The 16,531-nt window shown below is 37.6% G+C and carries 17 protein-coding genes and 1 other annotated feature (1 of these 18 only partly in view); all 17 genes read right to left on the reverse strand.

The features are described from left to right. Positions 1 to 101, reverse strand: a binding site (T-box leader); it reaches 96 nt to the left of the window's first position. Positions 102 to 152: 51 nt separating this feature from the next. Further along, positions 153 to 557 (reverse strand): zinc ribbon domain-containing protein, encoded by a 405-nt coding sequence (locus BQ9859_RS00990; RefSeq protein ID WP_075876328.1) that lies wholly within the window; start codon positions 555 to 557, stop codon positions 153 to 155. A gap of 10 nt (positions 558 to 567) precedes the next feature. Next, on the reverse strand, positions 568 to 1,728 hold the full coding sequence (locus tag BQ9859_RS00995; RefSeq protein WP_075876329.1) for a M15 family metallopeptidase: 1,161 nt from the start codon (positions 1,726 to 1,728) through the stop codon (positions 568 to 570). An 84-nt stretch (positions 1,729 to 1,812) separates the two neighbouring features. Then, a complete protein-coding gene (locus BQ9859_RS01000; RefSeq protein WP_075876330.1) occupies positions 1,813 to 2,541 on the reverse strand; it encodes a YebC/PmpR family DNA-binding transcriptional regulator in 729 nt (242 codons plus the stop codon). Positions 2,542 to 2,674: 133 nt separating this feature from the next. After that, positions 2,675 to 3,673, reverse strand: coding sequence for a LacI family DNA-binding transcriptional regulator (locus BQ9859_RS01005; RefSeq protein ID WP_075876331.1), 999 nt, complete (start codon positions 3,671 to 3,673; stop codon positions 2,675 to 2,677). 21 nt (positions 3,674 to 3,694) lie between these two features. Continuing rightward, entirely contained in the window at positions 3,695 to 4,255 is a 561-nt protein-coding gene (locus BQ9859_RS01010) for a hypothetical protein (RefSeq protein WP_075876332.1), read from the reverse strand. Further along, complete coding sequence (locus BQ9859_RS01015; protein ID WP_075876333.1) at positions 4,245 to 4,613, reverse strand: hypothetical protein; 369 nt, start codon at positions 4,611 to 4,613, stop codon at positions 4,245 to 4,247. Before BQ9859_RS01015 ends, BQ9859_RS01010 begins: the two co-directional genes overlap by 11 nt. Positions 4,614 to 4,669: 56 nt before the next feature. Continuing rightward, entirely contained in the window at positions 4,670 to 5,974 is a 1,305-nt protein-coding gene (murC, locus tag BQ9859_RS01020) for a UDP-N-acetylmuramate--L-alanine ligase (protein WP_075876334.1), read from the reverse strand. A gap of 13 nt (positions 5,975 to 5,987) precedes the next feature. Further along, positions 5,988 to 6,680 carry a hypothetical protein gene (locus BQ9859_RS01025; RefSeq protein WP_075876335.1) on the reverse strand — a complete coding sequence of 231 codons (693 nt, stop codon included), beginning with the start codon at positions 6,678 to 6,680 and terminating at the stop codon, positions 5,988 to 5,990. Between the two features lie 12 nt (positions 6,681 to 6,692). Then, on the reverse strand, positions 6,693 to 7,025 hold the full coding sequence (locus tag BQ9859_RS01030) for a thioredoxin family protein (protein ID WP_083662582.1): 333 nt from the start codon (positions 7,023 to 7,025) through the stop codon (positions 6,693 to 6,695). Further along, positions 7,006 to 7,692 (reverse strand): tRNA (guanosine(46)-N7)-methyltransferase TrmB, encoded by a 687-nt coding sequence (gene trmB / locus BQ9859_RS01035; protein WP_268874584.1) that lies wholly within the window; start codon positions 7,690 to 7,692, stop codon positions 7,006 to 7,008. Before trmB ends, BQ9859_RS01030 begins: the two co-directional genes overlap by 20 nt. Then, positions 7,689 to 9,083, reverse strand: a complete 1,395-nt coding sequence (gene pepV, locus BQ9859_RS01040) for a dipeptidase PepV (protein WP_456237766.1) — start codon at positions 9,081 to 9,083, stop codon at positions 7,689 to 7,691. The genes trmB and pepV overlap by 4 nt, the downstream gene beginning before the upstream one ends. A 127-nt stretch (positions 9,084 to 9,210) precedes the next feature. Then, a complete protein-coding gene (gene pnp / locus BQ9859_RS01045) occupies positions 9,211 to 11,391 on the reverse strand; it encodes a polyribonucleotide nucleotidyltransferase (RefSeq protein WP_075876337.1) in 2,181 nt (726 codons plus the stop codon). Between the two features lie 123 nt (positions 11,392 to 11,514). Next, entirely contained in the window at positions 11,515 to 11,781 is a 267-nt protein-coding gene (rpsO, locus tag BQ9859_RS01050) for a 30S ribosomal protein S15 (protein WP_075876338.1), read from the reverse strand. Positions 11,782 to 11,899: 118 nt separating this feature from the next. Next, a complete protein-coding gene (gene hemW, locus BQ9859_RS01055) occupies positions 11,900 to 12,982 on the reverse strand; it encodes a radical SAM family heme chaperone HemW (RefSeq protein ID WP_075876339.1) in 1,083 nt (360 codons plus the stop codon). Positions 12,983 to 12,999: 17 nt separating this feature from the next. Beyond that, positions 13,000 to 13,707: a sporulation initiation factor Spo0A C-terminal domain-containing protein gene (locus BQ9859_RS01060; protein ID WP_075876340.1), complete on the reverse strand. Its 708-nt coding sequence runs from the start codon at positions 13,705 to 13,707 to the stop codon at positions 13,000 to 13,002. 19 nt (positions 13,708 to 13,726) lie between these two features. Further along, on the reverse strand, positions 13,727 to 14,578 hold the full coding sequence (locus BQ9859_RS01065) for a hypothetical protein (protein WP_075876341.1): 852 nt from the start codon (positions 14,576 to 14,578) through the stop codon (positions 13,727 to 13,729). A 148-nt stretch (positions 14,579 to 14,726) separates the two neighbouring features. Then, on the reverse strand, positions 14,727 to 16,529 hold the full coding sequence (gene lepA, locus BQ9859_RS01070; RefSeq protein WP_075876342.1) for a translation elongation factor 4: 1,803 nt from the start codon (positions 16,527 to 16,529) through the stop codon (positions 14,727 to 14,729). Positions 16,530 to 16,531 lie beyond the last annotated feature (2 nt).

The following is a 16,531-nucleotide window of genomic DNA, read 5'->3' on the forward strand; positions in this document are numbered from 1 at the left end:
TTCCTCCGAAGTGTCTGTATTCAATCGGAAAGAAAGTGTTTCACCAACCCACTTTTCTCTTTGCTTTCCAAAATGAAGCCTCTCTTCATCAATAGATATACTTATAGTTTATTCATTGTAACGTTCTTTGTCAATCATTTTTAATGAATCCACTAATACCACTCACCATATGAATCGCCCCATCCATCGTGATGAGAATCAAAGTAATCGTCAAATATAGAAGAATCATCATGATCGGATATAGCATTTTCCCATTGATTGATATAAAAAGGATTCCATTGCATGATGATTGCTGTCATGCAGATCACAAATAAAAATCCGGCAAACAGAGATGCAAAGATCACAATCAGCGTTTTTCCAGCTCCGAAAGACTGCACAGATGTATTCGAAACAATCAATTCCTTAGCGTCGGAAGCAACAGGATTTGCTTGCATTTCCACTTCTTCCGCTGCTTTTTCTACATCTTGTGTATTCATTTCTACCTGCGGCAATGGCTGGCCGCAATAGGGACAAACCTTTTCTTCTCCGCATTCATATCCGCACACTGCACATTTCATTTTATACCTCCTATGAACGATTAGCGTAATATTCTTCTAAAGTGAAATTATTTTTGTGTAAGTAAGTAGCTAAATCTATACCCACATAGCGATAATGCCAAGGCTCATAGATATATTGCGTAATATTCTCTTTCCCTTGTGGATAACGTACGATCCAACCGTATCGGTAACTGTTTTCTTCCATCCATTTTCCTAAGGTACTGGTCTGTAGATCATCGTGCAACTCATAATCGTAACTGATGTCTAATGCTAATCCAAGCTCATGTTCGCTTGTACGAGGAAAAGCACTGTAACTAGCTGCATCTGGATCTGTTGCTAAATAGCTGTTGAACAAATTTTCTTGATAAGATTGCGTGCGAAAAGAACTAACTACATTGATATGTATACCTTCTTTTTTTGCCGCAGCATATAGTTCATCCCATGCGCTTGCTGCTGTCTTGCGTAAATATTGATTACTTTCACCATCATGCTGTATTAAAGTGAGATCTGCAGGTTCCCACCCGTCTGGCAGAGCATGAGTGGAATTTAATAAGACACTGTAATCTGACAGATCTTTTTGTATAAACGTTTGTTTTCCTTTAGCTGCTTTGTCTGCATCCGATCGAAAATGAATTTCAATAGAAAGTTGACTTATATTTCCACTTTGATCAGTGATCGTTGCCACAGCTTCCTGCAGCCCTTCTTTACTGCTGTCCACATTGCTTAATTGCAGCGAATCCAATACGTTCATATCATATGCATCATATACTTCTAAATCAAGATTTTCTTTTGTAAAAGCAGCATTCGTTTTTACGACATAAGATTGTGTTCCTGTGATGACAGGTGGGGTTGTATCGACAACCTTTATGTCATATGTAAAGATCGTATCATTGTCGATTCCAAAATGTAATGTATATTCTCCTAAAGATAGAACAGGAAGTTCTGTATCTAATAAATGAACCTGGTCAGTAATATCTTCACCGTTTTTCTTGATTTGCAATTTATCAATAACTGACTGGGAAATTTGTTGAAGATCCATGCCTTGCTGATATTCTAATGTCTCTTGATAATCACTTTTTACTTCATTCCCGTCATATAGAATTTGTATATTTGTTTTGAGCCACATCATACAGATAAGGATAATGACAAAAATAACAACTGCTATACTGACAATCCCTTTTCTTTTATTCATTTTATCACTCCTATCCGCTATTCTATCATATAATATACTATCCGTATATGAAAAAACCTCTATCAACTGATAGAGATCATTTTCTTATTCATGCAAATTGCTGACATTGTGATAAATGTTCTGCACATCATCTACATCATCTAACAAAGTAACTAAACGTTTGAATAATTCAAGGTCTTCTCCTTGCAACTCGACAGTCTCATTTGCCAGCATTGTGTCTTCCATAACTTGGAAAGTAACGTCTGGAATTAGTTGCTCAATTGCTTCCTTGGCTTTTGTCAGATCTTGCGGTTCTACAGTAATTGTCATCATACCATCTTCCACTTCAATGTCTTTCAGATCGACTTCACCCATGATCAATGCATCCATCATTGCTTCTTCATCTTCATATTCAATAACAATCAAACCAAGATGTTCATAATTGAAAGAAACAGAACCGCCAACACCTAATTTGGCATGTGACTTATTGAAACAAGCACGTAAGTTTGCAATGGTGCGATTTGGATTATCGGTCAAGCAATCGATAATGATGCTGGATCCTCCACCGCTGCCAAAACCTTCATAGCGTGCAGAAGAATAGTTTGCCGTATCATTGCTTTTTGCTTTTTCAATCGCACGTTTGATGACATCGGTAGGCACATTATTTGCTTTTGCACGTTCAATGGTCTTTTTCAACGTTTGATTCATTTCTGGATCTGGTTCTCCGTTTTTAGCAGCAACCAATATTTCTTTACTGTAACGTGAGTATACCTTTGCCTTCTGATTTGCCGTTTTCTGCATTGCAGCAGCACGTACTTCAAAATGTCTTCCCATTTTCTTCACCTCGTAAATAGACTACACAAGTATATCACAAACATAAAATCTCTTCAATCCCTCTTTCAATTCCCTTTTTTCTAAAAAAAGCAGGAGACAAAGAAAAAAGCCCGACAAAAAAGTGGGCCTTTCTTTATTGAATAGTCGTTTGACGAGGTATGTAAACGTAACTTAATTCCATCTCTTTATTTAGAATTTCATCACCTTCGTGCAACATCTTTGTCAACAAGCGCATGGACATAGCTCCCATATCATAATCAGGAATTTTAAACGCTGAAATCTGCGGACGCTGCATAGCATTGTATTTGCTGTCTAATACACAGACAAGTTCTGCATCTTTTGGTATCGTGAATCCGGCTTCTTTGCTGGCATTTAATACAGCAATTGCCTGAGAATCACGATAGGTCATAATTACTTTTGCAGGTTGATTGTTCTTGTAGTAATCACTTAAAAAGAGATAAGATGAACGATATTCTTTTGGAATACGAATAAATTTATCAAATGTCAAGCCATGTTCCGTAAATGCTCGATTTAACCCCTCTAAGATTTGATTGATCATGGAAGGATTTTTTCGATCTTCTACAAGAGAGATATCTGTTTTTCCTGCTGCGATACATTCATTGGCAAAGTTATAAGCTAAAGTTGCATAATCAACATAAACCGATCCAATCGTTTCTTCTGACATCCGGTTGCCGATTACGACAATTGGAACATTGTAATGATTCAACGTATTCAGCTCATCTTGATCAAGCTTGTCATTAAAGATAACTACGCCATCTACTCTTGATTTGATGATACTTTCAATTACGTCTGTCATTTCATTGATTCCGGCGGATGTTGAATGTAACATGATATTGTATTTATAGATTTTTGCAGTATCCAGCAATCCGTTTAGAATCCCGCCTGTGTAAAAGAAACTAGACTCAGGCATGACAACAGCAATTGTTGTTGTTTTTTGTAATGCAAGTCCTTGTGCAATTGCATTTGGTTTATAACCTAATTTCTCTATAGCCTCTTGTACCTTTACACGTGTATCTTCCCGGACAACTTCTGAACCATTGATCACTCTTGATACGGTGGCTAATGATACATCTGCCTCTTTGGCAACATCGTAAATTGTGATTCGCTTCATAACTGATCTCCTTTCCGATTCCTATTTTTCTTCATCATCCTTATTTAAGAAGCGCTTTATACCGTCATAAGCACGGTCTGCGATCTTCATCGTCCCTTCGCGTAAACGTTGTGTTCCTTCCTGCACACGTTCATCTTCTTTTAAATCTTCTACTTTATCGTTTACTTTATTCACAAAAGTAGCAATTTTATCATTTTCCATCAATTTATCTGCACCGGCACGCATACCAGACGCAATCAAACGTCCGCTGCCTACGATAAAATCTTTTCCGCTTTGCAAAGTAGCTTGAAAATCTTCATTTTTAGATAAAGCAATTGCTTTTTCTTTGGTTTGTCCAAGTAATTGCATACATTCATCACGTAAATGTGTCAAATTAGAGAGGAGTTTATCACGCTCTGTATTCTCTTTTAACCACTTAGATGAATCTGCAATCAGTTTTGCCAATTTTTCGCGTGCTTCTTCGATCATACGATGGCTTTCTTCATTTCCTTTTTCTTCTAATTCTGTCAATTGCTGTTGTACATTTTCACAAATGGTTTCAACTTCATTTTTTGCTTCCTCAATTAATTCATTATATTCCATCGTTTTTTTCCTCCTGCGCATCGTAGATCTTTGAATCCTCTGATTTTCGTTTGGAAAGTATCCATTCTTTGATATTCGAGGCATTCTCTATGATTGTCACTAAAGCGCTACGTACCGCATTGCGACTTGCTTCATGAACTAAATCAACCGTTTCGCTCAATTCATTGATCGTATGCAAAGGTTTATCTAATTTCTTCAAATCATCATCAATTGTTTCCAAAGTTTTCTTTGTCTGCTTTGTTAAGTCAATTGCCTGACGAACAAGCAAGATACCATAGATCAACAATACAACAATGACAACAGGGACTAATTTCCAGGCTGTATCGCTTAATAAAACAAGAAAATCATCCAATGTCATATTTTCACACCTCATTCTTTTTATATATTACCATATATTGTAAGTGGTTACAATCTTTATTGAAAATTTTTCACTTTATTCTTGAGCTTATAGATATCTTTGCTGCTCATGAATAAATAAACTGCAGGACCGCGTTGTGCTAAGAATCGTGCAGCCTCATCATCTTCTTTGATCAGTTGTGCTTTGCTGCTCGCCTTCACCAAATCATCAATAGTCACCGTAATTCCTGGTTCACGGACAGCATTTGCAGGGAAATCGCAAAGATATACTTCATCTGCATCATCTAATGCTTTTGCAAAGTCATTCAAAAAGTATGAAACACGAGAAAAACGATCCGGTTTAAATATTGCAATAACTTTTTTATCAGGATATTTGATCCGAGCAGCTTCGATCATATAGCGAACGGCTGTAGGGTGATGGGCATAATCATCGATATATACATTTTGTCCATTTTCTTCAACAATAAACCTGCGTTGTACTCCTGGGAATGTTTTTAAAGATTCCTGTAATGTAGCAGCATCTACATGGAGCATGATCCCTAATGCAATAACACCGATACTATTATATAGAAGCGGATGTCCTACGTATGGAAGATCAAAATGACCAAAAGGATTACCTTGAAATAAAATATCAAATGTCATCCCATCAGCATGTTGTACTACATTGATTGCACGCACATCATTTGTATCTGACAAACCATAAGAATAAGCAGGAACCTCATAAGTAAAACCAGGTAAATGTGGATCATCGCCAAAATATACGATACCTTTTTTTACTTGATTGGCAAAAGTTTGAAATGCGTCGCAATAATCATCAATTCCGTGATAATAATCTACATGGTCCAATTCGACATTCGTGATAATAGCATAATCAGGATGATATGCTAAAAAATGACGTTGAAACTCACAAGATTCCAAAACGAAATTTTTTGCGTGTTTCGGCATCTCTCCATGTCCATCGCCAATGAGAAAACCCGTTGGCGCAACATGTGAAAGAACATAAGATAACATTCCGGTAGTCGTTGTTTTACCATGTGTACCGGCAACTGAAATCGATGTATAGTGTTTTAATAATTCACCTAGAAATTCATTATACCAATACGCTTTTATACCTGGGGTATGCAATGCTTTTTTTACTTCCGGGTTGCTTTCATCAAATGCAAGGCCAATAATGACTGTGTCACCTTCTTTAATGTTCTCTGCATTAAATGAGGTAATAGGAATGCCTCTGTCTTCTAAAGGCTTTTGTGTAAATATGTATTTTTCAATATCTGAGCCTGTTACTTCTTCTCCTCGATCTGCTACGATTTCAGCTAAAGAAGCCATACCTGATCCTTTAATACCGATAAAATGATAACGCATCTTCATTCACATCCTATTCTTTTTCTTGATAGACTGTATCTTCTTTTATCGCAACATCTTTGATAGGTGTACTGTCGCCAAATAAAGATATCTGAACTGGTTCATTATCGTCATCTTCTTCAGAGGATAACATATCCTCTAAAGAAAACATGCCATTTTCATCTTCATCATCATTCTGTGCATCATGCATAAGAGAAGATTCAACTTGTAAACTTTTTTCTTTATCCTTGCGTTTCTGAATAGTATCTTTCGCTTCTTGTTCAAACTGTTCCAGTTCATATTCTCCATACATAGGTGATAATACAGTATTCAAAGGGTTTTTCGTCTTAGCCTTATTTAAATGAATAGCATCATGAACTTCTTTTGGATTCTTTTCCGATTCATTCATATTACCGAAAATAGGAGATAAGACCGGACGAAATTCATATTCAGCAGAGACATCAGTTTTTGTTTCTTTCTGTTTTTTATGAATTTCTTTTTCTCTTGTTTTTATTTCCTGTTTCTTAGGCTTTTCCACATCTACGTTGATGCCGGTAAATGGACGTTGTTCATTACTTTGCTCTTCTTTTTCTGCTTGCGCTAAAGGTGTTTCCATGTATATATTTTTAGGCTCCTTTTTTGGCAGCTCAATATCTGTTACAGTGCCTTCTTCACTGACATCATCCATCTCTGTGTTGAATAATAATTTTTTTAGACCCTTCAGCATACAGATATCCTCCTATCCATTCAATGATTGTAAAAATGCATCAATTTCTGCTTCTGTTTTACGATTTTTAGAAACAAATCTTCCAATTTCTTTTCCAGATTTTAAAGCAATAAAACTCGGGATGCCCATCACGTTAAAATCTGCACAAACCTGTAACCATTCATCGCGGTCTACATACCAGAAATGATAGGTAGAATAACGTTGAATAAGCTTTGGCAGGAATGGTTCTATAAAGCGGCAATCCGGGCACCAGGTTGCACTAAATACCAATACATTAACATCATCACTTGTTTTGATTTCTTCTAATTGTTTTAAACCCGCAAGTTCATTCATCATTTCTTTCATCAATAACCTCCACTTTTCGCTGCCACACAGCACGATAGATCGGCTGTCCAGCATTCAAAAAACGTCTCTCATATTCAGTAATTACATCTTCTTCATGTGTTTCACGTCGATAATCCACACTAAAATCTTTTAATATCCAGCCTGCTTCTTGGAACTGAAGAATAGAAAATTCAAATAAGGAAGAGTTATCCGTTTTCATCTGAACAATTCCGTCATTTGTTAAAATCGAACGATATTGTGCTAAGAAAGCAGGACTGCTCAGCCGTTTCTTATGTGCTCTTTTTTTCGGCCATGGATCAGAAAAATTCAAATGAATCACATCAATTTCTCCTTTATCAAACCATTCGTCTAATGCTTGGGCATCTCCCCAGATAAAACGCATATGTGATAAATCATTTTCCATCTGATTGAATTTACGAACGGCTATCCCAGCAACACTGACATTCTTCTCAATAGCGATCCAGCCATCTTGCGGATATTGTTTGGCCATCAAATTCCAATAGTCGCCTTTCCCGCAGCCAATTTCTAAATGCAGTTTGTCTCCTTGAATGGTTTCTCTCCATTTTCCTTTTAACTTTTCAGGCTGTTTGACAACAACTTGAGCCTCTTGAAGATATTCTTCTGCCCATGGCAGCTTTCGCATTCGCATGGTCTTCCTCCTACTTATTTTGTTAAGGTTTCTAAAGCTGCAGCATAAATTGCAGTAGCTTTCATAAGATCCTCTATCTTCACGCCCTCATCTTTTTGATGTGGACCTCCTACAAAATCTTCAATGGTTTTTTCACTGTTTGGGAACTCTGATCCAAAGGCCACAAAATTCTCGAATTTTCTTGCATAAGTACCGCCGCCGATTGTTTTGGCTGGAGAAAAATGATCTCCTGAATACTGACGGTAAACATCCATCAATGAAGTTACCAATGGCGATGTAGGATCGACAAACAGCGGCTTGGAGTCGCTTTCTAAGACTGGTTTCAAATCATAATTGCGCTGTTTGCATGCATTTTCAAATCCCTGCATGATTTTTTCAACATTTGCATCATTTGGATAGCGGATATCAATCGTGATCGTACAATCTCCATTTTCTTTTAATGAAATAATTCCTGTATTCATTGTCAAAAATCCCATATAAGCGCCATTCATAGCAATTCCCAACGGTTTGCCTTGCCAGTCGCATAACATTTCATAAGTATTCCGTGCAAAAGCATCGTCATACGCATTTCCAACGAAATTAAGCAAATGAAGAGCAGCATTCACACCATTATACGGTTCTGCAGCATGAGAGAAGACACCATCGATATGCAGGCAAACATGTTCGCCGAGCATTTTTGCATATCCTTCCAACTGATTGCAATGCAGATAAAAATCAAACTGCTGCTGCAGCTGTTCATTCCAATAAGGCATTTCTAATTCAGCTTTTCCAATAACGATATTTGGTCGGCTTCCTACCTCCATGGATACGATCTTAGTATTTGCTTTTCCCTTTAAAAGTACATGTAATCCGCCCTTTTCTCCATAAGTTGCAGGGAAATCAGCATCAGGAACAAATCCGCACTGCGGTATTTCGCCATGTTTTTTGTAATATTCGATACATTCCATACCGCTTTCTTCATCGCAACCTAAGATCAGCATAATTTTTTTCTTCAACGGGATCTGTTGATCCTTTAACATTTTTAATGCATAAAAAGCAGCTAACGCAGGCCCTTTGTCATCAGTAACACCGCGTCCAAATAAATAACCATCTTTTTCTGTCAGCGCAAGCGGCTCTTTTGTCCATCCTTCACCGATTGGAACGATATCAAGATGTGCTAACATCCCGACACTTTCCTCACCATCACCATATCGGATGACACCGGCATATCCATCTACATCTTCTGTTGAAAAACCGTGCTTTTCTGCTAATGCCAGCATATAATCCAAAGCTTTTCGCGGTCCTTCTCCAAAAGGAGCACCGTCTCTTGCTTCCTCCTTATTTCGCAAAGATGGAATTTGTACCAAACCATCTAGATCTTTGATCATTTCATCTTTATATTTTTCTGCTTCTTTCATCCAGTTAATCATATTTACATCACCTCTCATCTATTCTATCATAAAGCATATAAAAACCGTAGAACTTTTTTCATTTTCTTTCATAAATAGCGAAAACGCTTGCGCAAGAAGCAATTTCTTTTTTGCAAGCGTTTCTTTATTACTCATCTGTTTTCGTTAAATCTTTATTTTCTTCTTTTGACTCAACATGCTCTGTTTTATCTTTTTTCGGCTTAGGAAGCAAAGCCTTTGCACTAACATTGATACGGCCTTTATTGTCAATTTCCATGACCTTTACTTCGATCTTATCGCCTACTTTTAAAACATCTTCTACTTTTTCTACACGATTATGTGAGATTTTTGAAATATGCAATAATCCGTCTGTACCAGGGAACAAGGTAACAAACGCACCAAACTTCTCAATTCGTGCTACTGTCGCATCATAGACATCTCCTACTTTTGCTTCGCGAACGATATTTTCGATCATTTCAGCAGCCTTGTTAATAGCTTCGCGATCTGTATGATAGATGACAACTTGACCATCATCATCAATATCGATCTTCACATTATCGCACGCTTCAATGATCTGATTGATCATCTTTCCACCTGGACCGATCACATCTTTGATCTTGTCTGTCTTGATATGCATCACATGCGTCTTAGGAGCATAAGGGCTGACATCCGGACGTGGCTCGCTGATTGCGGTCATCATATTTGCTAAGATTTCTTTGCGGGCTACTTTGGCTTGGGCAAGTGCCTCTTCAAAGATTTCTTTTGTAATGCCCGTTACTTTGATATCCATTTGCAGTGCTGTGATACCTGCTTCTGTTCCTGCTACTTTAAAGTCCATATCGCCAAAATGGTCTTCCATTCCTTGAATATCTGTCAAAACTGTATATTTTCCAGATTTTTCGTCCATGATCAACCCCATTGCAATACCAGCAACTGGAGCTTTGATTGGGACACCTGCAGCCATCAAAGACATCGTTCCTGCACAAATGGAAGCTTGTGAAGAAGAACCATTGGATTCTAATACCTCTGCTACAGTACGAATCGTATAAGGAAATTCTTCTAACGGCGGCAAGACTTGCAATAAAGCACGTTCCCCCAGTGCACCATGTCCAATTTCACGACGACCAGGACTGCCCATGCGTCCAGTCTCTCCAACAGAATACGGCGGGAAATTGTAATGATGCATAAAACGTTTGCAGTCAACTTCTGTAAGATCGTCAATGATCTGATTGTCATTGATAGCACCTAAAGTAGTTACTGACAAGACCTGTGTTTCCCCACGTGTAAACATTGCGCTGCCATGTACACGAGGCAATAAATCTACCTGTGAATCCAATGGGCGGATTTCATTGATCTTTCGGCCGTCTGGACGAACCTTGTCTTCGATGATCAAGCGGCGTACTTCATCTGCTTCAATTGAACGGCAAATTTCTTTTACCTGCTTGATTGCCGTATTCTTTTCCTTTTCACTCGGATATTCTTTTTCTTCAAAAAGAGCAACTGCTTCTTCACTTAATTCATCAATCTTGGCGTAACGCTCTAGTTTCTTTTCGATAGAAACTGCTTCGCGAATCGGCTGTTCAAATTTAGCACGCACCTCTGCATCAATTTTTTCATCAACTGTATACAATTGAATTTCACGTTTTTCTTTTCCTACAGCTGCAACGATTTCTTCTTGGAATGCGCATAATTTTTTAATATATTCATGACCAAACATCAAAGCGCCCAGCATGTCTTCTTCGCTTACTTCTTTAGCGCCTGCTTCTACCATGTTAATTGCCTGCTTCGTACCAGCAACAGTCAATGAAATATCACTTTTTTCGGCTTGTTCTACTGTTGGATTGATGATGTATTTTCCATCGATACGGCCCACCTGCACACCGGCAATTGGTCCGTTGAATGGAATATCAGAAATACACAATGCCAAGGAAGCGCCTAACATGGCAGTCATTTCCGGTGTACAATCTTGATCAACAGAAAGTACCGTATTTACCACTTGCACTTCATTACGGAATCCTTCCGCAAACAAAGGACGGATTGGGCGGTCAATCATACGAGCAGTCAAAGTCGCATGTTCACTTGGTCTGCCCTCTCGGCGTAAAAAACCTCCTGGAATCTTTCCTACCGAATACAATTTTTCTTCAAAACTTACTGTTAAAGGAAAAAAGTCAATTCCTTCTTTTGGCTGATTGCTTGCTGTAGCGGTTGATAATACTACAGTATCTTCATAGCGTACAAGAGCAGAACCTCCTGCTTGCTTTGCAATCTCGCCTGTCTCTACTGTGATCACCCGACCACAGAAATCTAAACGAAATACCTGTTTAGCCATTCTTTCACCTCTTATTTTTCTCAATCTATCTTATAATACCATACTTTAAAACGGAAAACAAAAGAATAATGCATACAATTTTGCTGATCAAAAAGAAAAAGTCCCTGACGGGACTTTCTGTGACTATTTACGCAGACCTAAACGCTCAATCAATGTTTTATAACGATCTAAGTCTTTCTTTTTCAAATATGCTAACAAGTTTCTACGACGACCAACCATTTTCATCAATCCACGTTGTGAATGATAATCATGTTTGTGCTCTTTAAAATGCTCTGTCAATCGATTGATACGTGCTGTTAAGACCGCAACCTGTACCTCTGGAGAACCAGTGTCGCCTTCAAAACGAGCATACTCTTTCATAATAGCCTGTTTTTCGCTTTTCAATAACATATATTTTCCTCCTGCTCATTCTATGACCTTTTTCACCGAGCAATCGTTTGAGGATAGCAGATCCCCAGTGAAAAAGCAATATGATTATACCATAAGTAAAACAAAATTCAACTGTTTTCTAAAGAAAATCAATTAAGATATCATGTAAAATAAATTTCCCCTCTTCTGTCGTTTTTAAATGCCCCTCTTGAACGACTAAATTTTTTTCTATATGTTTCATTATCGCATCATGAAATTGTTCCAGCAATGAAACGCGGTAACGCTTTTCGAACGAACATAAATCAATACCTTCTTTTAAACGAAGTCCCATCATGATCGTTTCAAACATCTGTTCCTTTGCATCTAATAAAGTCCAGCTTGGATCTGCACCATATTGAAGATAGTGTTTCAGATCACGGGTATTATCATAACGGCCTTTCTCTGTTTTTCCGCTTGCTCCACAACCAATCCCGTAAAAATCTTCGTAGTGCCAGTAAGTAAGATTATGCATGGAACAAGTATTATTTTTAGCAAAATTGGCAATCTCATATTGATGAAAACCATGTTTTTCTAGAAAAGCAATTGCCTCTGCATACATTTGATATTCTAATTCATCATCTGCTTTTTGGATGCCTTGCTTGCCAAAAACAGAGTTTTCTTCGATCGTTAAAGAATAAAGAGATATATGATTGATAGGCAGCTGCACAGCCTGTTGCAGATCCTCTTTCCATTTTTCTACAGTTTGTCCAGGCAAACCATACATCAGATCAACTGAAATGTTATGAATCCCGGATTCATGCAACAGATTCACTTTTTCAAAAATATCCCTCGCATCATGTTTTCGATTCATTAATTGCAAAAGATCTTTTTGAAAACTTTGTACACCGAGTGAAATGCGATTTACCCCATGCCTCACACATTGAGCAATACATTCGGCGTTTAAAAGCTCCGGGTTAGCTTCCATCGTATATTCTTTTACATTTTTTGCTGCTGGATCTAAAGCTGCTAGCAGAACTTCTAATTGTTCAATCGATAATGCATTCGGAGTACCGCCCCCAATATAAATCGTATCCAGAGAATCCTTTATTTCTGTGTGTATATCTTGGCATATTCGTAACAACCATTGTCGCGCCAATTCATCTTGATATGACCAACGGGTAAAATCACAATAAGAACAAATTGATTTACAGAACGGAACATGGATATAAGCGCTTTTTGTCACTGTACCCCTTCTTTCTTTTAGATAATACCTTTTAAACAAGTATATACATACATGATGATTTTACGATTCGTCGGATCTCCATGAAATAAATCAGAATATTTTTTAGGCATTTTTGCTGAATGAATTGCACTACGGATACATTTTTCTACACGGCTAGAAGTAGAATGATACTGTTTTGCAATAATAGAATATAAATTTTTCATAAACACTTGTCGATTGGTCGGTATGGATACTGCAATCATACAAGCCATTTTTAGATAGTGAAACCCGTTCATATGCGTTGGAATCATCAATCTTAATAAGATCGTTGTGATCTTGCGATCTAGATCCTCCTGTAAATGCGAGTATTCATCATCGACTTGCTGTTGCTGATGGATCATAGCATAAAGCTGTTCTCCATCGAAAGGTTCCATCAGATAAGACTCGATCGAATACCGTAAAAGAAATAAGATCTGTTCCTCGTTTAATGATGAAAATGAAACAATCAAACGAATATTCTGCTTCTCCATCTGCTGAGACATTACATTGATCCATTGCTGCCAATGCTGCTCAATTTGTGAAAATTGCACATACATAACATCTATGTTATTTTTTGCCAAGATCAGGGGATCGTAAAGCGGACGCGAGCTGAAACCCTGAATATGAAAATCTTGCTTTTTACATTGGATTGCAATAAGTTGGGCAAGCAATTCATAATTCTCACTACAAACAAATACATTGAGCATGAGCTTTCCTATCCCCTCTCTATTTAAAGCCCGAATGCCCAGCGAGTGTCGTATAATAAAACCGTTTTCCAATCTTTCTACGGTGATACCACTTATAATGTACAAAACGTTCCATTGCTATTCTAGCCGTTTCATAACATACATGGGAATAGCGCATGTATTCTTGAATAGAATAGTAATCATACGGGTTACGATGTGTTACAAAAAAAGCAATTTGCTGTTTCGAAAAAAAAGGATACCGATGAAATAATTGTTCTTTTGACATCTTCAGAAAATCACCACAATCACTTTTTAATAATAACAGACATTCTTCAAAATTCAACTCTAGCAAAGAAAGAAATTTTAAAAAAAGATATGTTTTATCTTTCTCAACAAACATATTTTTATAGAGCATTGGATCAACAAAAAAAGCTTTTACATCTATTGGTATATTTGGCATTAACAATTGCTTCCATAGCCTGCACATTTCTTCACACAGCGGCACTGGCAGCAATGTAAAACAAAATAAAACAAGCAACTGATCACAATACATATCTTCTAATAACAGATAGAGCAATGAATCTTTTCGTAACTGCATTTTTTGAAACATCAACTCTTTTTTTATCGTATCTGCAAATGAAAGAAGGGCATCTCCATGAAAAAGCTGAACGCATTGATTACATAATGAAAAAAGCTGATTTTCTCGTTTTAATACAAATGGAGTCATGCAAAGGTAATCGTTCAAAGAAAGCAAGCCGCCTTTTAAACGATAAAACATCCTTTCCTTTTCTAACTCTTCCCATAGTGCTTCTCCAGCTAAATTGCCTTGCTGTTTGCAAAGAGATATGTATGATGGATAGTCGTCGTGCATCAACTGTGTTATGAGTTTCATTTGTTCACCCATGATAAAGAATAACACAAATGATTTATTATGCTCATTTTTTCGTCAAAAGAAGAAATAAATTGACAACCGATCATTTGTTTTAAGCTGATTTCATACAAAAAAGACTGTCGCAAAAGCAACAGTCTGATCTAAGGTACTACTCATCATCCATGGAAAGAACAGCCATGAAAGCTTCTTGAGGAATTTCTACGCTTCCAACTGATTTCATACGCTTCTTTCCTTCTTTTTGTTTCTCCAATAACTTTTTCTTTCGTGATATGTCTCCGCCATAACACTTTGCCAATACATTTTTTCGCAAAGATTTGATGTTGGTCCGGGCGATGATCTTGCCACCGATTGCAGCTTGTACAGGAATCTCAAACTGATGCTTAGGTATCAATTCTTTCAGCTTTTGTGTCATCTGATTTCCTCTGTGATAAGCAAAGTCACGATGAACAATGATACTTAATGCATCTACAATTTCTCCATTTAATAAAATATCCATCTTCACCAGATTGCTTTCTTTATATTCAGAAAGTTCATAATCTAAAGAAGCATATCCTTTTGTACAAGATTTTAACCGATCGAAAAAATCAAAAATAATTTCCGCTAACGGCATTTCGTAAACAATATTCATTCGATGATCATCAATCACTTGCATATCTTGATAGATGCCGCGCTTTTTCTGGCAAAGTTCCATGACGGCACCTACATAATCATTTGGAACAATGATCTGTGCGGTAACATAGGGTTCCTCGATGTGATCCGTTTTCTGCGGTTCAGGTAAAAATGCCGGATTGTCAACCTGAATCATCGTTCCGTCTGTAAGATATACGTGATAGATAACGGAAGGTGAAGTCGCAATCAGATTAATGTTATATTCACGTTCGATACGTTCCTGAACGACATCCATATGCAATAAACCTAAAAAACCGCAACGAAATCCAAATCCCAATGCCTGAGAAGTTTCCGGTTCAAATTGTAATGATGCATCATTCAATTTTAACTTTTCCAGTGCATCGCGCAGGTCATTGTATTTTGCATTATCGATCGGATATAGTCCGCAATAGACCATAGGATTCATTTTTCGATAACCTGGAAGAGCTTCTTTTGCCGGATTGTCAACTAAAGTGATCGTATCTCCAACATGTACATCTCCGATATCTTTGATAGCAGCTGTGATCCAGCCGACCTCTCCACAATGCAATGTCTGATGCTTTACTTCTTTTGGATTTCGAATACCAACTTCTAGTACTTCATATTCTGCCTTGCTGGCCATAAATCGAATTCGATCACCAACGGAAATACTGCCTTGCTTGATGCTGACAAAGGCAATTACACCGCGATAAGAATCATACAAAGAATCAAATACCAATGCTTGCAATGGTGCATCGATATCTCCTTTTGGTGCTGGAATCTTATGCACGATCGCTTCTAATACCTCTTCTACATGAAGACCTGTTTTGGCAGAAATCATCGGTGCATCGCTGCAGTCTAAACCGATGATATCTTCAATTTCTTTTTTGACCACATCTGGTTGAGCACTCGGCAGATCGATCTTGTTGATGACCGGTACAATTTCAAGATCATTGTCTAATGCCAAATACACATTTGCTAAAGTTTGTGCTTCTACACCTTGTGCAGCATCTACGACCAATACTGCACCTTCGCAGGCGGCTAAAGAGCGAGATACCTCATAACTGAAATCGACGTGACCTGGCGTATCGATCAAATGAAAAAGATATTCTTCACCGTTTTTGGCTTGATATCGAAGCTGTACGGCATTTAATTTGATTGTAATGCCTCGCTCCTGTTCTAGGTCCATCGAATCTAAGATCTGTGCCTTCATCTCTCTTTTTTCTACTGTTTTTGTCAGCTCTAAAATCCGGTCTGCAAGAGTTGATTTCCCATGATCGATATGGGCAATGATAGAAAAATTACGAATATGACTTTGATCCATAC

Source organism: Merdibacter massiliensis (assembly GCF_900155395.1).
GTDB classification, from domain to species: Bacteria; Bacillota_I; Bacilli_A; order Erysipelotrichales; family Erysipelotrichaceae; genus Merdibacter; species Merdibacter massiliensis.